Genomic DNA, 21,820 nt, shown 5'->3' with positions numbered 1-21,820 from the left:
CATTTGTGATAAGGAGTGATGAAATGCTGAATTCTTTTAAAAAGTACATATCTGCTGTTTCCGCAGCGGTGGTGATGTCCTCCATGCTGCTTGGGGCTGCATCGGCTGCGCCGGATGTGCAAACGGCCGGTAAGGAGCCGTACCGTATTGTGGCGTTAGGCGACTCACTGACGGTGGGCTATGAACCAGGTAAGAGTGAGACGGAGCGGCCATACGGGTTCGTCGACCGATTGCAGGAGCAGGGACTGCTGCATGGAAATACATCCACAGTGAATGTGGGGATTGCCGGTCTGAAAAGCGGCGGGCTTCAGAACTTCGTGGAAGCGGTGAAGAAGGGCCAGGCAATCACGGCTGATGAAATCCAGCCGAATCTGATAGACCCGCGCACACCACAGATCGGCGCCGCGGCAGCGCAGACCCAATCGGATCTTACCGCTGCAGACGCGATTACCATTACCATTGGTGGAAACGACATGTCAGAGCTGCTTAATACGGCGGGCAAGCTGAGCGAAACTGAACTGCAAACCCGTGTTGAACAGCTGTTCAAGCTGTACACAGACAGCATGGATGTGGTCGTTGCCGATCTGCATGAGCTGAACCCGGATGCCTTGATTGTCGTTGCGGATCAATACCAGCCGATGCCGGAAATTGCAGACAGTGTGCTCTATCCGAAGCTCGGGAAGGTGGCTGAATCATTTACCGGCGTGATCGATAAGATGGCAGCGGACTTTGGAACGAAGGGCATGAATGTCAAGGTAGCACATGTCGCCAAGGAATTCATCGGCGGGGAAGGCACAATGACTCATATCATCAAGGATCGCGATATTCACCCGAACCAGCTTGGCTATGAAGCGATGGCCAAAGTGTTCTCCGAAGTCATTTGGGGAAGCTATACCAAGCTTGCGGTGCATGAAGCAGGAACACCGATGGGGATTTTCGTTCAAGGGAAAGAGCTGAACACTCCATATAAGCCGGTGATCCGCCAGAACCTGAACTTCGTGGCGATCAAGGACATCGTTGATGCGATCGGCGCCACATCGAAGTGGGATAACAAAACATCCAGCGCCACGATTACCCATGATGGCCACACGGTCGTTATTACCATCGGCTCCAAATCAGTAACAGTGGACGGCAAGGCGGTGCCTGTTGACGCAGCGGCTTTCCTGAACAAGGTGGGCAAGGAATCAAAGACGTACGTGCCGATCGCTGTGCTGGCGTCGGGCCTAGGATTTGATGTGCAATACGTACCGAACCTGAGAACAGCATTTATTAATCCATAATATAAGCAGTGCAGTGAAAAGTAAAAAACCAGTTGTCCAAAGGTCTAAGAGGCCGATGGACAGCTGGTTTTTTTGCATTCCGTTGAGATGAATAAAAGTGGAGGAGGGCATATTCCCATCCCTCCTAACACATCTAAGGCTGAATTAACTGTTCGGAGTCGGCCGCTTCAATTCAGCATTCCTTACTGCTCACTGGTCATGGAAAAGTAGTTCATCCCCATGGCCTCGCGTACCTCATTCATCGTCTGGCGCGCAACCTTCCGCGCCTTCTCGGTGCCGGCCATAAGCATATCGTCGATATCTTTGGGGCGCTGCTTGTAGAGTTCACGCCGCTCACGGATGGGCTTCAGGACATCTTCGAGAACTTCCGTAATCATCGCTTTGCAAGCGGCGCAGCCGATGGTGCCTTTCATGCAGTTCTCCCGGATTTCTCCGCTGCCCTCTTTGCGGAAAATGCAGTGGTAGCCATAGATGGTGCAGATGTCGGGATTGCCGGGATCCGTCTTGTGAATACGACCAGGATCGGTCTTGGCCCGGCGGATCTGGGTCTGCACTTCCTCGGTGGATGCATCCAGACAGATGGCATTGCCAAGGCTCTTACTCATTTTGCTGCCGCCATCAAGTCCGTCCAGCCGCTCGCCGACAAGAATTTGGGGCTCAACAAGCACGGGTGCGTAGAGCTCGTTGAAACGGCGTACGATTTTACGAGTCTGTTCGATATGGGGAATTTGATCCTCCCCGGCTGGAACGAGGGAAGCCTTGCAGAAGGTAATATCCGCGGCCTGGCTGACCGGATATCCGAGAAAGCCGTAATACAGATCCTCGTATCCGCGCTCCTGCGCTTCATGCTTCACCGTGGGATTATGCCGCAGCGAGCTCACAGTGACAAACATGGAATAAAAAATAGTTAGCTCAGCAATTTCCGGTACCATGGATTGTACGAAAATCGTTGCGCGCTCCGGGTCGATCCCGACGGACAGATAGTCCAGCGCCACCTGGCGCACACTTTGGGAGAGCAGGCCGGGGTTGTGAAAATGAGTCGTCAAAGCCTGCACATCGGCCAGCATAATATAAGTCTCATACTGCTGCTGGAGCTGTACCCGGCTCTTCAAGCTGCCGACGTAATGGCCCAGGTGAAGCTTTCCGGTTGTCCGGTCTCCGGTCAGCACAATTTCCTGCTTCGGTTGAATAGATGTTGTTGTCATTGGTATCCCTCCAGGTTTTTAAATGGTTATGTGTCCCTTCGCCTCGCCACCACCAGCCATCATCCATGGCCATCACCTCCTTATCTAGAGCACAAAAAAGCTCCGTCCTGTGAAAAGCGATTGCCGGAGGTTCTCACTCCGGTACATCACTTTCCAAGGACGAAGCTGTAACTTCGCGGTGCCACCTTGTTTGGCCGCCATTTCATATCGAAATGAAAGCCCTGCTCATCAGGTACGGATTCCAGCCTTGATCCCAAGGTCTTCCTCGATACCCTGCCCCGGTTAACGGTGGGGAAATGCCGCCTGTCCTACTGGCTTCAACCGCAGCTACCCGCGGTTTACGTTCAGACCGGTCACTCCGAAGCCCACTTCCGCGCATGTCGTCACCGGCTTGCACCAACCGCCGGCTCTCTGAAGACGCCTGATCCGCGTACTCTTCTTCATCATCGTGAATATGGGGATTATTGTAACGCATCCCGCTGCAAAAGGGAATAGGCGTGATTTTTGCCTGCACAGGCGAATCCGTACAAATGCACATAAAAGGCTGAGCACTGCACATTGGGCACCTATTTTCTTTTCGCTATGCTTGAAGCAGGAGCGTTAGCCGCCCCATAGAGCAGAGGAGACGGGGCTGACGCTTCCCATTGATGGGAAGGGGAGAGAATGGAATGGCAAAAGTCGCTGATAAGTACTTTAAGGTGGATCCCTGGTCGGTTGTGGAGGAAGGGTTTGATCCGGAGCGAGGCCGGGTGTCCGAATCCATTTTCGCGCTGGGGAATGAATATATGGGCGTCCGCGGGTATCCGGAGGAAGGATACGGAGGAGACACGCTGCTGGGCAGCTATTTTAACGGACTGTATGAAGAAATGCCGGTACAGGGTCATTACCGCGGCACCATCCGTTCCTTGCGCTTCATGGTCAATGCGGTGGACTGGCTGTATACGCGGATTACGGTGGGCGGTGAACAGCTCGATCTGGCTCAAAGCCGCTTCTCCGGATTCCGGCGCGTGCTTGATTTCCGCAAGGGAACGGTCCAGCGCGAGTTGGTATGGCATGTGAAGGATGGAAAAGAGCTCGCAATCCGCTTCGAACGGCTGGTGAGCATGACAAGATCCCATGTCGGGGCGCAGCGGATCACCATTACGCCGCTTAATTTTTCGGGCACGGTGCAGATCCGCTCCGGGCTTGATTTCAATACGCTGCATGAGGATCAAGGGCGAGGGTTCTGGTCCGTAGTTCGCCGGGAGCAGGCCGGGAGCGGCGCAGCGATGCTCGGCAGAACGGCTAACACGGGCAACCGCCTCTATTCCTCTTTTACGCTCCATACGCAGGGCGCGGAGGTTGTTCGTTCGGAACCGGTAGAGCAGGAGCATCTTGCAGGTACCGAGCTGACGCTTCATGTGGAGCAAGGGCAGGCGGCGGTTGTGGATAAGGTGGCCGTGAATGCTGCGTTCGTCACCTGCGAAGAGCCGGATGCCGCTGTCTGGGATGAGGGTCAGGCGCTGCTGGAACAGACGGCAGAAGTAAGCTACGACGAGTTAAGCCGTGAGCAGGCGGCGTACTGGGAAGAAATCTGGCGGACCTCGGATATCCGGATCGAAGGGGATCCCGAGAACCAGCAGGGCATCCGGTTTTGCATATTCCAAATGTACCAGACGTACCACGGCGACAATCCCGGCTTCAACATCGGCGCGAAGGGGCTGACGGGTGAGGCCTACCGGGGCCTGGCATTCTGGGATACGGAAACGTACTGCCTGCCGTTTTATCTGTTCAACAATCCGAAAGCGGCCAAAAGCCTGCTGGAATTCCGCTACCGTTCCTTGGAGCATGCGAAGCAGCGCGCCCGCGAGGTCGATTGCGAGGGGGCGTTCTACCCGATTGCGACCATCGACGGAACCGAGAGCTGCGATCTGTGGCAGCATTCCAATCTTCAGCTGCATGTGGGCACCGCGGTTGCCTACGGCCTATGGCACTACGACCGCATTGTGTCTGACAAAGCTTTCCTGTACGAAAAAGGGGCCGAAATGCTGGTCGAAATCAGCCGTTTCTACGCGACGCGCGGGCAGTGGGGACAAAAGAGCGGGCAATACGGCTATTTTGGCGTCATGGGACCGGACGAATTCCAGCTCATGGTGAACAACAACTGCTATATCAACCTGATGGCGAAAAAGCTGTTCGAATATACCCGATCCTTGCTCGAAGAAATGAAGACGGAAGCGCCAGCAGCACTGAATGCCGTCTCGGAAAAGACGGGGCTGCGTGAAGAAGAACTTGAAAACTGGGCCCGGCTGGCCGAGAACATGAAAATCCCATACGATGCGGAGACCGGCATTTACGAAGAGCATGACGGCTTCTTCGACATGCCGCATATCGATATCCATTCGATCCCGGTAACGGAATTTCCGCTGTATTCCCACTGGTCGTATGACCGGCTGTACCGCTACGACATGATTAAACAGCCGGACGTGCTGATGTTCATGTTCCTGTACAACAGCGAGTATACGACCGAAGCCAAGCGGGTGAATTACGAGTATTACGAGCCGCGCTGCATTCATGAATCCTCACTGTCCCCGTCGATCCATTCCATCCTGGCGGCGGAGATCGGACGGCATGAGGAAGCCTACCATTTCTTTGAGTTTGCTACGAGACTTGATCTGGACAACTATAACCGGAACACCCGGGAAGGGCTCCATACGACCTCCATCGCGGCTGCATGGATGAACATCGTCTACGGATTCGGAGGCCTTCGCTCCGACGGTGAGGGTCTGGCGCTTGCCCCGTCCATACCGCAAGCCTGGGATGAATACAGCTTTAACATGACCTATCGGGGCAGCGTCCTGGAGATTAAAGCTGACCAGCAGCGCGTTCGTGTGCGCGTCACTGAGGGCGACCACGTGGCGATTCGATTATACGGAGAGAACGCCGAGATCGGCATGGCAGGCGTGGAGGTACCGATGCTGAAGACAACAACCGTCAAGGCGGGAAGTTAACCAACAACTTTAGAAAGCGGAGGATTAGACATGCTGGAGCATATGAAAGGCGCTATTTTCGATCTGGACGGCGTGATCGTCGATACGGCCAAATACCATTTCCTCGCCTGGCGCGAGCTGGCGAAGGAGCTGGGATTCGAGTTTACGGAGGAGCATAATGAACGGCTGAAGGGCGTCAGCCGGATGGAGTCGCTGCGAATTCTGCTCGAGATCGGCGGCGTGCAGGCCACGGAAACGGAGCAGCTGCGTATGGCGCAGGAAAAAAATGACCGCTACGTGAAGTACATTTCGCAGCTGGACGAATCGGAGCTGCTTCCGGGCGTAAGACCGTATTTGACCGGGCTCAGGGAGCGGGGCGTAGGCATCGCGCTTGGCTCGGCCAGCAAAAATGCGGAATTCATCCTGGAGCGGCTGCAGATCGCCTCCCTGTTCGATGTGGTGATCGACGGCAACAGGGTGTCCAAGGCCAAGCCAGACCCGGAGGTATTCGTGAAGGGATGCGAAGCTTTGGGGCTTGACCCTTCCCATTGTGTCGTATTCGAGGATGCGGCTGCCGGCGTGCAGGCGGGCAAGGCTGCAGGCTGCGGCGTTGTCGGCATCGGCCGTCCCGAGATTCTCAGTGAAGCGGACCGGGTCGTTTCCGGACTGATCGATTTGGTGGAATAAAGCGATTCTTTAAACTTCTTTATTTTTTATTGAGAAATATCAAAGACCTTCAGGCTATCCTTAACCATGTAAGCAAAATAGCATGTTAAGGGAGAATCTGTTATGAATTCTTATGATCATGTTCCGCCGGACCGGAGCCGATCCGGAAGACACCAAGCCGGTTCCGGTCCGGCCGATCCGGGCCATTCCATACGCATGGCAGTCAAGCTGGGCTTGATCCTTGTGTTTATCGTTTATTTATATGTGCTTGTGAAGGTCATTTTGTTCAAGTTTGGAGGCTCGAGCCCTGGTTTTTACCTGCGGCAGCTGACCGAGAGCGTCACGCATCCGGAGCGCATCCTGCAGCATCTGCGGATGATGAGCAATCTAGTGCCTATGCATGAGATTATTGGGAATATTCGCAATCTTTGGAGTCCGTCCAGTTTCATCAACTTTTTCGGAAACATCGCCGCTTTTATGCCGCTTGGCTTCCTGCTACCGCTGGTATGCGGATTCCGGTCCATGCCGGTGCTGAAGGTGTTGCTGATTTCGTTCGGAGTCAGCCTGGCGCTGGAAACGGCGCAGCTGCTGCTGTTTATCGGAACTTTTGACGTCGATGACCTGATCATGAATACAGCAGGAGGCGTGCTGGGATATGGGGTGCTCAGGGTGCTGCAAGCTACTTCGGTGCCTGATATCAAAAAGAGTGAAGGCGAGCATCATGCTGAATTGGATCCTGGCCCTCCCTCTGTCTCGTTAAAGTTGCATGAAATGGAATGAAGCGGCCGCGAGCCGCTTTTTTTCTTTTTTCTACGTCCATTTCCCCATAAAAATATACTGGCAAGCCGGGAATAATGCCTTACACTAGAGTTCTGGAGTTACATTTCCTGTAAACCCCAATGCGTTCAGTGCTTGATCTTACAAATGCCCATGATTAACGTAGAGATGCACATACTTGCACTATTTTAGAACTGCTATATTGAAAGAAGCCGGAGGTGTTTATGGCGAATGAAGCTTCAGAACCCATTTACGAAAATGAACGTCAAGCAGCAGCTAATCCTGCTTTTTCTTGTTCTCGTGATTCCGCTTTTCATCCTGAACGCTTATGGCAACAACAAAGCGGGGCAAATTTTGAAGCGGCATGTGACCAACGCGTATATCGAGCTGAATAAGCAAAATTTCAAGCTGATCAGCAGGGACATCGAAACGATCAACAAGGTCACTTCGACCGTGTTTCAAAATTCCATGATCCAGCAGCTGGGCACGACCAAAGATGAGGCGATCCTCGCCCGCGTGAAGAATTACGAAAAAATCGAAGTCATGCTGAGTACATATTCGCAGGAAACCGATGAGCGGGAGCCGCTGTATTATTCGCTTTACGTGTATGATCCGGACAACGCTTATTTTTTTGCACCCTATTATCCGGAATCCAAAAAGTCGGGTGTGTATTTTTTCTCTAACGACAAGGAAAAGCCGGAATGGTTCGACGAAGCCGTCTCCCGCAAGGGGAACGGTTATTTGAAGCTGACGAATCATCTCTCGCCTCCGGTAAAAGGGCAGAAGGATCAGAAGACGCTCCTTTACGTGCGGGCGATCAACAATATCTACCAGGGCGGAACGATCGGTGTCCTGGCCGTATCCAACGTGGATGCCCGAATTGCCGAATCTTTGAAAACGGTCTCGCTTCCCGAAGGTGAGATCTATTTCACAGATTGGCAGGATCACATTCTCACGACGACGGAAGCAGGGAGAGAAGGCGTGCTCGAGCTGCCGCCGGAGCTAGATCCCGGCAGATCGGCCATCGGCGTGAAGGATGTCATCACGAAAGATTTCATTTATGTGGCCGATTATAATTATGTGCTTCAGCAGAAGCTGATCTACAAGGTGCCCGTCAAAGCGCTGCTTCAGCAGCAAAACGAAATCAAGCGGGTCATTCTGGTCATTTCGATCGCTTATTTCATCGTCGGATTGATTATTATTTTGTATTTCTGGCGATCGCTCATGACGCCGCTCCAGAAGCTTGTCTTCTTCGTCCGCAGGTATGAACCCGGTAACATCGTGCCTCAGTCCCCGTACAGGAAGCGCAGCGACGAGGTCAGCGTGCTGATCTCGACGATCTATGACATGGCACGCAGGCTGAATGATCTCATTCATTATAAATACAACATGGATTTGAAGCAGAAGGAAACGCAGCTTTCGCTTCTGTACCAGCAGATTAATCCGCATCTCTTGTACAATACGCTGGAGAGCATCTACTGGAAAAGCACGATGGAGGGGAATACCGTTTCCGCCGACATGATCAAGGATTTATCCAAATTGATGAAAATCAGTCTCAGCCGCGGCCGGGAGCTGATTACGCTGGAGGAGGAGCTTGAGCATGCCACGGCTTATATCAAGCTGCAGCAGAACCGCTACGACTATGCCTTCCGCGTAGAAATGGACATTCCCGAGCATCTGTATTCGGTCAACATACCGAAAATCACGCTGCAGCCTCTGATAGAAAACGGTATCATTCATGGCATTAAAAATATGGGTGAGGACGGGGAAATCCGGATTATTGCCGAAGAGAGCCAGGGTGTGCTGTACATCCGCATTTCCGACAACGGTTTCAAGAACGTCGACTATGATGCGATCCGCAAGGTGCTTAGCGATGACTCGTCGAATTCGCCGACGGGCTACGGCATCCGAAACATTCATCAGCGCCTGCAGCTGCATTACGGACCTGAATACGGACTGGCCTATGAAGGGCGGACCGAAGGGGGAACGACAGTAACGGTATCGCTGCTGATCACCCGGCAGGACGATTAAAGGGAGGAACGAGAGACATGTACAACATTTTAGTCGTGGATGACGAACCGTTGATTTGCAAAGGTCTGGCAGGGCTATTGAATGCTTCGGGACTCGGCATCGGCAAAATCATTACCGCCACGAGCGGCGAAGAAGCGCTGGATTACATCCGGATGGAGAATATCGATCTGCTCATCACGGACATCCAGATGGGGGAAATGAACGGCATCGAGCTGATGCACCAGGCGAAGATCGTCAAGCCTTGGGTGCAGACCATCATCATATCCGCCCATGAAACCTTTCAATATGCGCAGATGGCGATCCGCCTGGGCGCGCGTGATTATTTGATCAAGCCGCTCAATAGCGAGCAGTTCCTGGACTCGGTCCGCAGCGTGCTGCTGAAAATGGATAAACCGCTGCCCCGCACGGAAGAGGTGCTTTCGGCCGGGCACGAGGATTTCCGCATGGAGGAGCCGCAGCCGGAATCCAGCGAGCCGCTGAACCGGCTGCTCGCCGAGACGGTAGAACATCCGGATGGGCCTTATCCCATGCAATCGTATTATGAAAATATCGGGATTACAGGACCTTATTTCGCCGTGATTAAGGTTAAACTGGCGCTGATCGCGGCAAACGGCGAGAGCCCGTTCCCGGAGAAGGATATCCCGCTCATGCAGTATGCTTCGCTCAATATTATCAAGGAGCTGCTGGATCAGGAGCTGAACGCGCAGGTGTTCTATGCGCCGGACCGCAGCATAAATATACTTGTCCAGTGGAGTGAAGCGGAGTATGCGGAGCAGCATTCGAACCGGATCAGCCAGCTCGAGATGATCAGCCGGAGCATGCACCATCATATAGGCAAGTATTTGAAAATCGAGTGCACGGTAGGCATCAGCCAGATTTTAAAAGGTCTGCAGTTCGTGAACGTGCTCAGCCGCCAGGCCGACAAGGCGATGATTTGGACCAGCGAGCACGGCGATTACCATGTCTTTTACTACGGGGATTTCAGCTGGCATAACTACGCCCGCGATCCGAACGCCGAAGAGCTATCGACCCAAAGCAACCGGATCGTGGAGCAGGCGAAGACCTATATCGAAGAAAACTACAGCCAAAAGGGACTCACCATTCATGAGGTTGCCAAACGGAATCATGTCAGTCCGAACTATTTGAGCTACCTGTTCAAGAAGATTACCGGTTTCAATCTCTGGGAATACGTGGTCAAGCTGCGGATGGAGGAGAGCCGGTCGCTGCTGCTGCATACCGATCTGCGCCGCTACGAGATTGCCGAGCGGGTCGGCTACGAGTCTCCGGAGCATTTCAGCAAGATTTTTAAAAAGTATTACGGGGTCAGCCCAAGCGACCTCAAAAAATAGAAGAAGTAAGATCAACCATCATTCGCATAGAACTAGACATGTTCCAAGGCATCCTCCTTTTCTACAATGAAAATAAGCTTGAAATCAACAAGGAATGAGGGAGAAAAATGGGGGAGCCAGGAGCAGTGCTGCAGCCGGTTATAGAGAACAAATCACCCAAAAGAAAAGGACGCTTTACAAAGCACTTTTGGGGATACATGTTTCTGCTGCCGGCTGTTGTGATTTTCATTTTGTTTTTATGGGTGCCGATTGCCAAAGGGGCTTTGTACAGTTTCTACAGTATCGACTTTGTAAAGGGCAACACGTTCGTCGGACTGGACAACTATGTACGGGTGTTTCATGATCCCGATGTGTGGACGGCGGTTAAAAATACGCTCTATTACATGCTGCTGACGATGATCATGGGATTCTGGGTGCCGATCGTCGCCTCGATCGCGATTTCGGAGCTGCGCAGATTCCAGGGCATTGCGCGCATCGCCGCTTATCTGCCTTTCGTCGTTCCGGGCGTGGTGCTGTACGGCATGTGGAGATGGATGTATGATCCGGTCGGTCCGATCAACGGGCTGCTGAGCGCGCTCGGCGTCGATTCGGTTTCGTTTATTTCGGACAGCAAATGGTCGATGATCGCGATCGTATTTATGGAGACATGGCAGCAATTCGGTTCGGCGATGCTGATCTATCTGGCAGGCGTGCTCAGCATTCCGCGGGATTGGTACGAGGCGGCCGAGATCGACGGGGCAGGGGTGTGGAACCGCATCCGGTATATCACGCTTCCGTCCTTGCGCAGCTTGATCGTTTTGATGCTTATTTTGCAGGTGATCGGCACGTCGCAGTCTTACCAGTCGCAGCTCGCGCTGCTTGACGGCGGACCGAATAACGCGACCTTGACCTATTCGCTTTTGATCGTAAGATACGCTTTTACGCGTCTGGATTACGGCACGGCCACGGCGCTTGGCATGCTGATGTTCGTCGTGCTCAGCCTTGTAGGGCTGTTTCAATACAAGCTGAACAAGGAGGAATACTGATATGAGCAAGCAGCATGAACGCGGCATCCTGTCGGATTCCGATCTGAAAAAGCCTTTAAACCGGGTTGTGTACGGCATCATGTTTCTGTGCATCCTCGTTATGATCGTTACGATGCTGTATCCGATTCTGATGACGATGTTTAACGGCTTGAAAACAAACCAGGAGGTCAACACGTTCCCGCCGCATTTCTTCCCGGAAACCTGGAACTGGAGTAACTTTAAGGAAGGCTGGGAGTACATCAACCTGCCGATGTTTCTGAAGAATACGATATTCGTCTTCGTCGGCAACCTGTTCATGACGATTTTTGTGCTCGGTCTGGCCTCCTTCAGCATTTCGCGCCTGAAGGTACCGTATTACCGGGCGATCTACTTTTTTATTCTGATGACTTTGTTTATTCCGGCCTCGAGCTACATGATTCCGAATTTCGTGAACCTGAAGGATCTCGGGCTGCTGAACACCTTCTGGGCGTTTTGGCTCCCGGCGGGGGCGAGCGCGTATTACTTCCTGCTGATGAAGAACTTTTTCGACGGTATCCATCCGGAGATTTTTGAGGCGGCGCGCATCGACGGAGCATCCGAGATCACGAGCTATGTCCGCATCGCGGTTCCGCTGTCGGTACCGATCTTCGCGACGCTGGCGATCTTTATTTTCTCGGGGGCGTGGAATGACTGGTTCTGGCCTTCTCTGGTGCTCCACAGCGAGGAGAAATATACCTTGGCGACCGCCATCTACAAATATGTCATCAACGCCCGCAGCATGGACAACAGCATTAAATTCACGATCCTGTTTATGGTCATGTTGCCGCCGATTCTCGTCTTTCTCGTATTCCAGCGGTTTATCATGCGCAGCGTGAACCTGTCTGCGGTAAAAGGGTAGCCCGATGTCAACATCGTAGGCCTGCACACGAAGGCCATAAGATTACACATCGTTAGATTGCGGTTCCTCTCTTATGATGAAAGAGTAACAACACTTAATAGCGAAAAGGGGAGTTTCAATGCGTAAGTTATCAATAGTGCTCGTCAGTCTCGTGCTTTCCGCATCGATGCTGGCTGCGTGCAGCGGCAACAAAACGGCGGGAGACCCTAAACCGGCCGATAATCAAGGATCGCAAGGCACGACGGATACGGGTAACAAATCCGAAGAGCCTGCCAAAACGGATGATATTACCACGAAAAAAGTCACGATCAAGATCCACTACCCGCTGCCTGACCAGAAGGAAGCCAGAGCGCAGGAAGACGATAAAATCAAACGCTTCAACGAAAAATACCCGAACGTGACGATCGTGAAGGACGACTGGCAGTACAACGTGAATGAAATCGGCATTAAAATGGCTTCGAACGAAGCGCCAACATTCTACAATACGTTCGCAACGGAAGCCCAGATGCTGGTCGAGCATGGCTGGGTTGCGGACATCAGCGAGCTCTACAACAGCTGGGAGTACAAGGACGAGATGAACCCGCTCCTGCAAAACCAGTTCATCGTTGACGGCAAAGTGTACGGCATCACGCAAAACGGCTACGTGACCTCCACAGTCATCAACAAAGGGCTGCTGGATGCGAAGCAGGTTCCGGTGCCCGATATGGACTGGACTTGGGACGATATGTATAACGTTGCCAAAGGCGCGACCGACGCCAAAAAAGGCATTTCCGGTATTGCTCCAATGGGTAAAGGCAATGAATCCGGTTGGAACTGGACGAACTTCCTGTTCGAAGCCGGCGGCGAAATCCAAAAGAACGACAACGGAAAATATACGGCAATGTTTAATTCCGATGCAGGCATTAAAGCGCTCGACTTCTATAAGAAGCTGAGATGGGAAGCTAATGCAATTCCTCAAGACTGGGCGCTTGGATGGGGCGATGCGATCAGCGCATTCCAGCAGGGCCGTACGGCAATGGTGATCGCCGGCGCATTCGACATTGTGGACTCTGCCTTGAACCAAGGCGGACTCAAGCCGGAGAACGTGATCGCGTATCCAATGCCTGCTGCGGAAAAAGGCGGCAAGCACATCGGTATTCTCGGCGGAAACTATCTGGTGATCAACCCGAATGCTTCGAAGGACGAACAGGAAATCGCGTTCCGCTATATCACGTTTGATTACTTCACCGACAAGGGTATCGAAGCGCTGGATGCCAACATCCAGGAGCGTAAGGACAAAAACAAATACTATGTGCCTGCTCCGCTGAACTACTTCAGCGACAATTCCGAATACGCGACTAAAGTGAATGCCATCTACGACAAATACGACAACGTATACCGTTACGACGCCAAGATGCTGAGCCTGATCGATGGCAAGCCTGAGGCCCAGTACGGCACGCAGGATTACTACGGCGCGATGTCCAACGTCGTGCAGGAATCCTTCTCGAAGAAAGGTACGGATTCCAAGGCACAACTGGATGCAACGGCCAAAACCGTGCAAACGAAGTTTTTTGACAATATCAAAGCTGCGCAATAAGCGTTATGGTGTTTGAAAAAGGCTCCTCAAAGTCGTCTCTGACTTTGAGGAGCCTTTGTTTGTATGCAGAATGATCTAGTAGCACACAAGTAGCGGAGGGAATGAACGATTGCGGAGGAGCGGAGCGGTCGCCTTTGTCATCGGATCATACCCATAAATAATCTTTAAAAAGAATCCGATGACAACAGCGATCGAAGCAACGTTCATTCCCGCAGCGTCCTCCAGAACGGAGAGGACGAAGCAATTCCGAACAAGCGCTAGCGTTCGCCTTTGTCTCCAAGATATCTACCAATTAATAATAAATTCATGATACTTGGGGGCAACAGCGATGGCAGGAATGCTTCGTTCGCGGAGCGCCGACCAACAAAAAAAAGGAACTGCCTCAGACCGTTCGGCCTTTGAGACAGTTCCTTTTATTTCTAGCAAAGTTATAACTGTTTGGCTTCGCTTTTTGATTACTTACGTTCCTTGCCCATCTCACGGAATGACTCCTCCGCAGCGGCGAGCGTAACATCGACATCCTCATCCGTATGCGCCGTTGTCAGGAACCAGGCTTCATACTTGGAAGGTGCCAGATTGATATTCCGGTCAAGCATGTGGCGGAAGAATGCAGCAAAAGCCTCGCCGTCCGTATCCTGCGCTTCTTCATAATTGGTGACCGGATGATCGCAGAAATGTGTGGACAGGGAACCGCGGATACGGTTAATGGTCAGTGCCACGCCGTGACGGTCAGCGGAAGCTTGAAGTCCATCGGCAAGCTTAATGGCAAGCCGGTTCATTTCTTCGTAGACGCCTTCACCTTGAAGGACTTCCAGGCAAGCAATGCCGGCAGCGATGGAAGCCGGGTTGCCGGCCATGGTTCCAGCCTGGTAAGCCGGGCCGAGTGGAGCAACCTGTTCCATAACCTCTTTGCTGCCGCCATAAGCACCGATCGGCAGTCCGCCGCCGATGATTTTACCAAGGGCGGTCAGATCAGGCTTGATCGCCTCATGGTTGTCCAAACCGGCAAAGGTTTGGGTAGAGCCATAATGGAATCGGAATGCGGTGATCACTTCGTCATAAATCACGAGTGACCCGTTATCATGTGTCATTTGGCAAAGGCCTTCGAGGAAGCCCTTTGCAGGCATAACCATACCGAAGTTGCCGACAATCGGCTCCACCATGACAGCAGCGACATCGTCGCCCCATTTGGTCAGAGCCGCTTGAAGGGCTTCGAGGTCATTGAATGGAACCGTAATGACTTCCTGGGCGATGCTTGTTGGTATCCCGGCGCTGTCCGGAATGCCAAGCGTGGAAGGACCTGAACCGGCAGCTACCAGCACCAGATCAGAGTGGCCGTGGTAGCAGCCTGCGAATTTGATGATCTTGTTTCGTTTGGTAAAAGCGCGTGCAACACGGATGGTCGTCATTACGGCCTCCGTGCCGGAATTGACAAAACGGACCTTGTCCATGGAAGGAATGGCTTCCTTCAGCATTTTGGCAAGCTTGATCTCAAGCTCTGTTGGTGTACCATACAGCGTGCCGTTTGCAGCTGCTTGTGTAATGGCTGCCGTAATATGAGGATGGGCATGTCCAGTGATGATTGGGCCGTAAGCAGCCAGATAATCTATATAGCGGTTATCATCCTCATCCCAGAAATAGGCTCCGTTTGCCCGCTTCATAAATACAGGCGCCCCGCCGCCTACCGCCTTGAATGAGCGGGAAGGGCTGTTGACGCCTCCGACGATGTGCTGTAATGCTTCTTGGTAAAGCTGTTCAGAACGTGAACGATTCATGTTGATTCAACTTCCTTTCCTCATTAAAAGCAGGCGGGCAGCCTTAATTGCTGCCCGTACTGCTATTTTTGCTTCCGGACGAAGTGTCCTGGGTAGTTGTGCTGTTTGTTTCGGATTCGGTTTTACCATCGCTTGAGACCGGTACCGGCGCCGGTTTGTTGAAGATATCCTTAATATAATCCTTCAGCGCCGTCTCACTCGATACAGTCAATACAGCCGCGCCGCCAATGGTTTTCTCTTTCAGGAGCTTCATCGGAGGAATCTGCTCACTGCTGGCCATCTGGCTCTTGTAGCCGACAGTTGCCAGCTTCCACATATCGTTGACCGACAAGTTGGTGTCAATATACGGACTGACGCCTTCCAGAATATCGGGAAGCTTCATGATGGAAGTAGTGGACTGCATTTTCTCGGCAACAGCCTTCAAAAAGGCGCGCTGCCGCTCGGTACGGGTGAAGTCAGAGGTAGCATCATGACGGAAGCGCACATATTGGAGCGCAGTGTTGCCATCCAGATGCTGATTGCCCTGCTTCAAATTGATATCATACTCATGCTTATCTGCGGCACTCGGATAGTACATATCCTTTTCTACATAGAAATCGACGCCACCGACTGCGTCCACAAGCTTGATAAAGCCCTGGAAATCGGTGTAGACATAATACTGGATTTGAATACCGAGCAGGTCGCCGACGGCTTTCATGGCCGTATTCGGACCATGGGTAATCGCTGTGTTGATGCGGTCTTTCCCGTGTTCTGGAATATCCGTGTACGTATCGCGCAGAATAGAGAACAGATTAATCCGCTTTTTGACGGGATCAAGAGAAGCAACCATCATGCTGTCGGATCTCGGAACTTCACCTTCTTTGAGACCACGCGCGTCTACGCCCATGAGTAGAATGTTAACAGGCTCGGTACCTTCCCATTTGGGAGGATCGGGAACCTTGACTTCGACGGGGGTTACGTTTTTGAATGGAGACGCTTCTCCGGTTTTTTGCAGGCCTTGCAAACCACTATAAATCGAAGTGAAATAATATACAGCGTAGCCGATCACAGCTACCAAAATGATGGCTATAATCCACAATATCGTTTTCTTCCTTAAGGTCATTCCTTCTCTTCCTTTCAATTATCCTGATAAAGGAGCTTGTTGTCTGTTTCGACATTTGTAGGTTAAGGATTCATTTATTATAATTTTTTTTGTGGATACAATCAATTTTACGTTAGCATCCAGCATCTATCCATTGTCGAAAGGAGACGAATGAATCATGACTGAACTTATAATCGGGCAAGAGGTGCCTGACTTTACGCTTCCCGCATCGAATGGAGAAGAAGTCACGCTAAGCAGCTATCGCGGCCGTAAAGTCGTATTGTATTTTTATCCGAAAGATATGACGCCGAGCTGCACGCAGGAGGCCTGCAGCTTCCGTGATTCCCATCATATATTGGAAGAAAAGGGGGTTACCCTGCTCGGTGTAAGCCCCGATCCAGTTAAATCCCACGGTAAATTCGCAAATAAATACGAACTGCCTTTTCTCCTGCTGTCAGATGAGGAACACAAAGTCAGTGAGCTGTATGGCGTATGGCAGCTCAAAAAGATGTATGGACGTGAGTATGAAGGAATTGTCCGCTCCACCTTTCTTATTGATGAGGATGGGAAACTCCTGAAAGAATGGAGAAAAGTTAGAGTAGCAGGACATACCGATGATATTTTGTCTGCTCTTTAATCCATATAGCGAAAAACTGGGTAAATCCCGTCGGCTTTCCTTAATAAGGAATGCTGCCGGGCTTTTTCGCGTTTACAGCTCATCTGGAAAACATTTCGGGGTCTGCATATCAAATATGAACTTAGAATATTCGAAGTGTAATATCGTTGATCTGCTTTTTGAAGATATGCTACTTGATGTATATCGTGACCTATCTATAAAAATGACTGGTCAGCGTATTCATGCCTTGACGGATCATCCTTACATGAATTTATGAAATATCTATGCAAAAACATATGTAAATTTATTCGTATATTTATATTGACATGAAAACATGTTGGCATTAAACTAATTCGTATGCGAAATATTAGGATATGGAATTGATTAAGAAACAGGGTGAATTGGTTTTGGATTCGCAGGAACACATTCTAGAATTGTTGTACTCTTTTCGCCAAGTGCATCTGAGCTTTTACCAGTTGTTTTGGAAGGATGCGGGGACGCTTGGAACCACCTGGATTCAATATCTAGTGCTGCGAACACTCCGTGATCATCCGGATATCGGACTCACTGAGCTGGCAGATTTCATTCTTATAGGAAACAGCACGACCAGCGGTGTTGTGGATCGGCTTGTTAAAGCGGGGATGGTTGAACGCAAACGCTCCGAGACAGATCGAAGATCCATCACGCTGAGGAACACAGAGGAAGGGGATGAATTGCGAAAGCGCACAGAAGAAACATGCAGTGACTATCTGGATCCGCTCTTACTTATCAGAGAAGAGGACCGGCGTCATTTGCTCGACACACATCAACAGATTATCGACATATTATCACATAAAGGGAGAGAGAGAAGTACATTATGAATAGCAGCCAAGCTCAGTCTATAGAGCATATTAAGAAAGGGCCGATTATCGCCGCATTGCTCATCGGCGCGTTTGTAGCGTTTCTGAATCAGACGCTTATGAATGTTGCCCTGCCTAAGATTATGGATGATCTTGGAATTCAGGCTAACACGGGACAATGGCTTACCACAGGCTATATGTTGGTCAATGGTGTTTTGATTCCTGTCACCGCATTTCTGATTGCAAGGTTTACAACAAGGCAGTTATTTATTTCGGCCATGTCGTTGTTCTCGATAGGAACGTTGATATGCGCCTTATCGCCATCCTTTGCCATACTAATGATTGGCCGTTTGATTCAAGCCGGTGGTGCAGGTATTCTGATGCCGCTGATGACGGTCGTATTCCTGAACATCTTCCCGATTGAGAAACGCGGATCGGCCATGGGCATGATGGGGATTGCCATGATTTTGGCACCAGCGATTGGGCCTACATTGTCCGGTTATGTTGTTGAACATCATTCTTGGCGTATCCTGTTCTATATCATTTTGCCTTTTGCCGTCATTGCAACCTTAATCGGTATTTTCTTCTTGAAAAACGTAACAAAGGTAACCAAGCCGAGATTCGATGCGATCTCTGTTATCCTGTCCACGATCGGTTTTGGCGGACTCCTGTATGGATTCAGTGACGCAGGTACCGACGGCTGGAACAGCCCGCGGGTCATTTGGACGCTCGTTATCGGTACAGTGGCTCTAATTGCATTCGTATGGAAACAGCTGTTGTCCAAGGCTCCTATGCTCGAATTCCGGATTTTCAAATATAATATGTTTACGCTGACGACGATCATTAACGTGATTGTAACGATGGCGATGTACGCAGGTATGATTTTGATGCCGCTGTTCCTGCAGAACATTCGCATGTTTACACCGATGGAGTCCGGCTTGATGATGCTTCCAGGTGCTATCCTGATGGGGATTATGTCCCCGATCACGGGAGCGATATTCGATAAAATCGGTGCCAGATGGCTATCTGTCATCGGTCTTTTGATCACGGTCGCAATGACCTATGAATTCAGTCAGCTGACCGTAGATACGTCGTACTCGCACATGATGATCATTTATACGGTCCGCATGTTTGGTATGTCACTCATGATGATGCCGATCCAGACCGCAGGTCTGAATCAGCTGCCGCGAAGCATGAATGCGCATGGTACAGCAATGTCCAATACGCTGCGTACGATCTCCGGTTCCATTGGTACAGCGATCCTGGTAACGGTAATGACTTCTCAAACGAAGCATTATGTAACCGAGGGTATTAAAGCCGGCGCTGCCAAAGCGACCGATAAGGCGCAAATGGGCGCATTGACTGCACAATCCATGGTTCACGGCATTAACGATGCATTTAATATTGCTACATGGTTGAGTGTTGCTGCATTGATTCTGGCCTTCTTTATCAAGAAGACGAAGCCGGAAGAGGAAAACCTGAAAGTAGAAATGAACAAAGTGGGCGGAACCGTAAAAGCCGAAGGGTAATGAACGGATAGCTTATAAAATATGGTTACACCTAAAAAAGACGCACCTGCGAACAGCGGGTTGCGTCTTTTCTCTATTTTTATAACATTTAATTTTGGCGTGTTTTGGATACGGGCTTGGCCTTTAGCTTGCGCATGATCTTGGAGAACAGCAAAGAATTTCTGTATCGGTAGATCAGTAAGATCAGAGCGAGCAGGATAATGGCGCCAACCACCCATATCGAGTATTTTTCCACGGTATGAAAGACCAGATTCCACTGTGGTCCGAACAGCTTGCCAATGCTTATGAAAAGAACGACCCACAGAAGGGCCCCGCTATATGCATACAAGGCGAACTTGCGAAAGGAAAGATTGATCATCCCGGCAAAATATCCGGTGAAATGACGTACGCCTGGAATGAAATAACCAAGGAAAACCAGGCTTTGACCGTATTTGTTGAACCACTTTTGCGCGCGTTCAAGCTTGTGCTCAGACAGCAGCACCCATTTTCCATAACGCTGAATGAAAGGCAGCCCTGCCTTCAGACCAATAAAATACGTTATCGTAATGCCGATGGTGGTGCCAAGGAATGCGAGTATGAGCAGCCAGCCAAAATGCAATTTCCCCGCATAGGAGAGATACCCCGCATACGCCATCGTTGTTTCCCCGGGAAAGGGGAGTGCGATGAACTCCAGTACCAGTCCAAAAAATAATACGACATAGCCGTAATCGCCAAACAATAGCTGTATCCACTTCAGTAGTTCCAACGGACTCACTCCAAACCAGATCCAAGTTGTGCTTGCCTCTTTTGCTTTAAAAAGTACAGACTCAAAGTCTATTTTCAAGCCTTCCACCATATAATCTACCAGAAAGCAGAATTCATAGAAATAGTGGAGGTATTCGTCATGTTTAAAAGATTGTTTGATAGCAAAAAAAGAGCGGCTTGCTGTGGACTTGCAGTGCTGTTGTTTATGCTCTTTTCATTTTTCGGAGAAGGCTCGTTTCCTTGGCCTCCACAACCGGCAGATGCGAAAGCTCCGGAACTGTCGGCGAGTCAGCAGCAGGTTGAACTGCTGTATTCATCATCATCTCCCACAATCAAACCTGTATCAGCTGCAAGCGGCAAAACGGTCTACCTTACGTTTGACGATGGACCGAGTGCATTAACCGGCGAGGTACTTGATATTTTGAAAAAAAATAATATACATGCGACCTTCTTCGTCCTCGGTGAGCAGGTCAAGCGTTATCCTGAGCTGCTGCAGCGTACTTTTGAAGAAGGACATGCCATTGGCAATCATACGTACGATCATAATTATACCGAACTTTATCGCGGATTTCCTGTCTTCTGGGACCAGATTAAGAAAACGGAAGAAGAGGTAAACCGGATTACCGGTGTCCGTCCGCAATTGGTCAGAGCTCCAGGGGGGACAGCCGGGCACTTCGATGATACTTATTTTAGTCTATTAAAGCAAGGAGGATACATCGTTACCGATTGGAATGTGGACAGCGGTGATTCCAAGCGCCGGGGAGTGCCTGCTTCTGAGATCATTAAGGGTGCCGAAACACCGGTAAAATCGGATAAGGTTGTGCTGCTGATGCATGACGGAAGCGGTCATGGCGAGAGCGTGAAGGCACTGCCGAAGATCATATCCTGGTATCAGGCAAAGGGCTATCAGTTCGGAATTCTTTCTCCGGAGGAAGAGCCTGTACAGTTCAAGGTAAATAACAAGGCAAGACAGCTGAAGCGGAGCGCGCCAAGCGGGGAATGGGTTCAGTCGCATGTAGCGGGCAATGCTGCTTTGTTTGAGAATGGTAAACCTCTCCGGCTTGAAGTGGGGCCGCAGGAGACGACGCTGCAGCCAGGGGAATATCGGTACGAGAATGGACATTATCTGGTACCGGTACGCGTAGTAGCGGAAAGACTTGGTGGAACCGCCGCCTGGAATGCCAAAACGCAGACCGTGGATATAACCCTTATGGCGGATACAGATACCACGCTGCAGATCGATACGAAATCAGGACTACTGTCTGTAATGGTATTGGGCAAGAAGCAGGCGGGGCAGTCTACGGTGGTAAAAAATATGAATGATTCGGTGTGGGTCCCAGTCCGTGATCTCTTTGATAATGCAGGGTATAAGCATATTGCTGCTTCGGAGAACGGTGAGGAACGACGGATCAAGGTATTCTAATCTCATAATCTATTGAAATCCGAAATAAGAGATGTCTACTTCCTTCCAATTATGGAGA

General features: G+C 50.8%; 17 protein-coding genes and 1 other annotated feature. Of the genes, 13 read left to right on the top strand and 4 right to left on the bottom strand.

Annotation, left to right across the window (positions count from 1 at the left end; genetic code table 11):
• Nucleotides 1-23: 23 nt before the first annotated feature.
• Nucleotides 24-1,280, top strand: coding sequence for an SGNH/GDSL hydrolase family protein (locus E6W40_RS28040; protein WP_136608849.1), 1,257 nt, complete (start codon nucleotides 24-26; stop codon nucleotides 1,278-1,280).
• Between the two features lie 182 nt (nucleotides 1,281-1,462).
• Here E6W40_RS28040 and trpS read toward each other — a convergent pair whose 3' ends face one another.
• Entirely contained in the window at nucleotides 1,463-2,485 is a 1,023-nt protein-coding gene (gene trpS / locus E6W40_RS28035) for a tryptophan--tRNA ligase (protein ID WP_136608848.1), read from the bottom strand.
• A gap of 152 nt (nucleotides 2,486-2,637) precedes the next feature.
• Nucleotides 2,638-2,941 (bottom strand) — a binding site (T-box leader).
• A 212-nt stretch (nucleotides 2,942-3,153) separates the two neighbouring features.
• Between trpS and E6W40_RS28025 the strand changes: the two genes are divergently transcribed.
• From E6W40_RS28025 to E6W40_RS27990, 8 genes are all read left to right on the top strand, one after another.
• Nucleotides 3,154-5,475 carry a glycoside hydrolase family 65 protein gene (locus E6W40_RS28025; protein ID WP_136608846.1) on the top strand — a complete coding sequence of 774 codons (2,322 nt, stop codon included), beginning with the start codon at nucleotides 3,154-3,156 and terminating at the stop codon, nucleotides 5,473-5,475.
• Nucleotides 5,476-5,505: 30 nt separating this feature from the next.
• The gene (pgmB, locus tag E6W40_RS28020) at nucleotides 5,506-6,141 is read left to right on the top strand and encodes a beta-phosphoglucomutase (protein WP_136608845.1); all 636 of its coding nucleotides are present in this window, start codon (nucleotides 5,506-5,508) and stop codon (nucleotides 6,139-6,141) included.
• A gap of 102 nt (nucleotides 6,142-6,243) precedes the next feature.
• Nucleotides 6,244-6,900, top strand: a complete 657-nt coding sequence (locus E6W40_RS28015) for a VanZ family protein (RefSeq protein ID WP_136608844.1) — start codon at nucleotides 6,244-6,246, stop codon at nucleotides 6,898-6,900.
• A gap of 228 nt (nucleotides 6,901-7,128) precedes the next feature.
• Nucleotides 7,129-8,928 carry a sensor histidine kinase gene (locus tag E6W40_RS28010; protein ID WP_246073228.1) on the top strand — a complete coding sequence of 600 codons (1,800 nt, stop codon included), beginning with the start codon at nucleotides 7,129-7,131 and terminating at the stop codon, nucleotides 8,926-8,928.
• Between the two features lie 17 nt (nucleotides 8,929-8,945).
• Nucleotides 8,946-10,277 (top strand): response regulator, encoded by a 1,332-nt coding sequence (locus tag E6W40_RS28005; RefSeq protein WP_136608843.1) that lies wholly within the window; start codon nucleotides 8,946-8,948, stop codon nucleotides 10,275-10,277.
• 107 nt (nucleotides 10,278-10,384) lie between these two features.
• Nucleotides 10,385-11,302, top strand: coding sequence for a carbohydrate ABC transporter permease (locus E6W40_RS28000; RefSeq protein WP_246073227.1), 918 nt, complete (start codon nucleotides 10,385-10,387; stop codon nucleotides 11,300-11,302).
• Between the two features lies 1 nt (nucleotide 11,303).
• On the top strand, nucleotides 11,304-12,179 hold the full coding sequence (locus E6W40_RS27995; RefSeq protein ID WP_136608842.1) for a carbohydrate ABC transporter permease: 876 nt from the start codon (nucleotides 11,304-11,306) through the stop codon (nucleotides 12,177-12,179).
• 118 nt (nucleotides 12,180-12,297) lie between these two features.
• On the top strand, nucleotides 12,298-13,755 hold the full coding sequence (locus E6W40_RS27990; RefSeq protein ID WP_136608841.1) for an ABC transporter substrate-binding protein: 1,458 nt from the start codon (nucleotides 12,298-12,300) through the stop codon (nucleotides 13,753-13,755).
• Nucleotides 13,756-14,210: 455 nt separating this feature from the next.
• On the opposite strand, the gene E6W40_RS27985 is transcribed toward E6W40_RS27990, so the two are convergent.
• Both E6W40_RS27985 and E6W40_RS27980 read right to left on the bottom strand, forming a co-directional pair.
• Entirely contained in the window at nucleotides 14,211-15,530 is a 1,320-nt protein-coding gene (locus tag E6W40_RS27985; protein WP_281281522.1) for a glutamate-1-semialdehyde 2,1-aminomutase, read from the bottom strand.
• Nucleotides 15,531-15,573: 43 nt separating this feature from the next.
• A complete protein-coding gene (locus E6W40_RS27980) occupies nucleotides 15,574-16,632 on the bottom strand; it encodes an LCP family protein (RefSeq protein WP_136608839.1) in 1,059 nt (352 codons plus the stop codon).
• Between the two features lie 157 nt (nucleotides 16,633-16,789).
• Between E6W40_RS27980 and bcp the strand changes: the two genes are divergently transcribed.
• From bcp to E6W40_RS27965, 3 genes are all read left to right on the top strand, one after another.
• Nucleotides 16,790-17,248, top strand: coding sequence for a thioredoxin-dependent thiol peroxidase (gene bcp, locus E6W40_RS27975; protein ID WP_136608838.1), 459 nt, complete (start codon nucleotides 16,790-16,792; stop codon nucleotides 17,246-17,248).
• Nucleotides 17,249-17,607: 359 nt separating this feature from the next.
• A complete protein-coding gene (locus E6W40_RS27970; protein WP_168929086.1) occupies nucleotides 17,608-18,087 on the top strand; it encodes a MarR family winged helix-turn-helix transcriptional regulator in 480 nt (159 codons plus the stop codon).
• Nucleotides 18,084-19,595 carry a DHA2 family efflux MFS transporter permease subunit gene (locus E6W40_RS27965; protein ID WP_136608836.1) on the top strand — a complete coding sequence of 504 codons (1,512 nt, stop codon included), beginning with the start codon at nucleotides 18,084-18,086 and terminating at the stop codon, nucleotides 19,593-19,595. The genes E6W40_RS27970 and E6W40_RS27965 overlap by 4 nt, the downstream gene beginning before the upstream one ends.
• Before the next feature lie 88 nt (nucleotides 19,596-19,683).
• On the opposite strand, the gene E6W40_RS27960 is transcribed toward E6W40_RS27965, so the two are convergent.
• Nucleotides 19,684-20,340 carry a DedA family protein gene (locus E6W40_RS27960; protein WP_136608835.1) on the bottom strand — a complete coding sequence of 219 codons (657 nt, stop codon included), beginning with the start codon at nucleotides 20,338-20,340 and terminating at the stop codon, nucleotides 19,684-19,686.
• 138 nt (nucleotides 20,341-20,478) lie between these two features.
• Here E6W40_RS27960 and E6W40_RS27955 point away from each other — a divergent pair, with 138 nt between their 5' ends.
• Nucleotides 20,479-21,762 carry a polysaccharide deacetylase family protein gene (locus tag E6W40_RS27955; protein ID WP_246073226.1) on the top strand — a complete coding sequence of 428 codons (1,284 nt, stop codon included), beginning with the start codon at nucleotides 20,479-20,481 and terminating at the stop codon, nucleotides 21,760-21,762.
• The last annotated feature ends 58 nt before the right edge of the window (nucleotides 21,763-21,820 follow it).

This window comes from Paenibacillus dokdonensis (assembly GCF_004916975.1).
In the GTDB taxonomy this organism is placed as follows: Bacteria; Bacillota; Bacilli; order Paenibacillales; family Paenibacillaceae; genus Paenibacillus_AQ; species Paenibacillus_AQ dokdonensis.
The sequence above is the reverse complement of the archived record's forward strand: the minus strand, read 5'-3'. Positions and strand labels throughout refer to the sequence as shown.

Excerpts from the sequence above, each read along its gene's own strand:
- E6W40_RS28040 (WP_136608849.1), top strand. The coding sequence starts at position 24 with ATGCTGAATTCTTTTAAAAAGTACATATCTGCTGTTTCCGCAGCGGTG.
- trpS (WP_136608848.1), bottom strand. The coding sequence starts at position 2,485 with ATGACAACAACATCTATTCAACCGAAGCAGGAAATTGTGCTGACCGGA.
- E6W40_RS28025 (WP_136608846.1), top strand. The coding sequence starts at position 3,154 with ATGGCAAAAGTCGCTGATAAGTACTTTAAGGTGGATCCCTGGTCGGTT.
- pgmB (WP_136608845.1), top strand. The coding sequence starts at position 5,506 with ATGCTGGAGCATATGAAAGGCGCTATTTTCGATCTGGACGGCGTGATC.
- E6W40_RS28015 (WP_136608844.1), top strand. The coding sequence starts at position 6,244 with ATGAATTCTTATGATCATGTTCCGCCGGACCGGAGCCGATCCGGAAGA.
- E6W40_RS28010 (WP_246073228.1), top strand. The coding sequence starts at position 7,129 with ATGAAGCTTCAGAACCCATTTACGAAAATGAACGTCAAGCAGCAGCTA.
- E6W40_RS28005 (WP_136608843.1), top strand. The coding sequence starts at position 8,946 with ATGTACAACATTTTAGTCGTGGATGACGAACCGTTGATTTGCAAAGGT.
- E6W40_RS28000 (WP_246073227.1), top strand. The coding sequence starts at position 10,385 with ATGGGGGAGCCAGGAGCAGTGCTGCAGCCGGTTATAGAGAACAAATCA.
- E6W40_RS27995 (WP_136608842.1), top strand. The coding sequence starts at position 11,304 with ATGAGCAAGCAGCATGAACGCGGCATCCTGTCGGATTCCGATCTGAAA.
- E6W40_RS27990 (WP_136608841.1), top strand. The coding sequence starts at position 12,298 with ATGCGTAAGTTATCAATAGTGCTCGTCAGTCTCGTGCTTTCCGCATCG.
- E6W40_RS27985 (WP_281281522.1), bottom strand. The coding sequence starts at position 15,530 with ATGAATCGTTCACGTTCTGAACAGCTTTACCAAGAAGCATTACAGCAC.
- E6W40_RS27980 (WP_136608839.1), bottom strand. The coding sequence starts at position 16,632 with ATGACCTTAAGGAAGAAAACGATATTGTGGATTATAGCCATCATTTTG.
- bcp (WP_136608838.1), top strand. The coding sequence starts at position 16,790 with ATGACTGAACTTATAATCGGGCAAGAGGTGCCTGACTTTACGCTTCCC.
- E6W40_RS27965 (WP_136608836.1), top strand. The coding sequence starts at position 18,084 with ATGAATAGCAGCCAAGCTCAGTCTATAGAGCATATTAAGAAAGGGCCG.
- E6W40_RS27955 (WP_246073226.1), top strand. The coding sequence starts at position 20,479 with ATGTTTAAAAGATTGTTTGATAGCAAAAAAAGAGCGGCTTGCTGTGGA.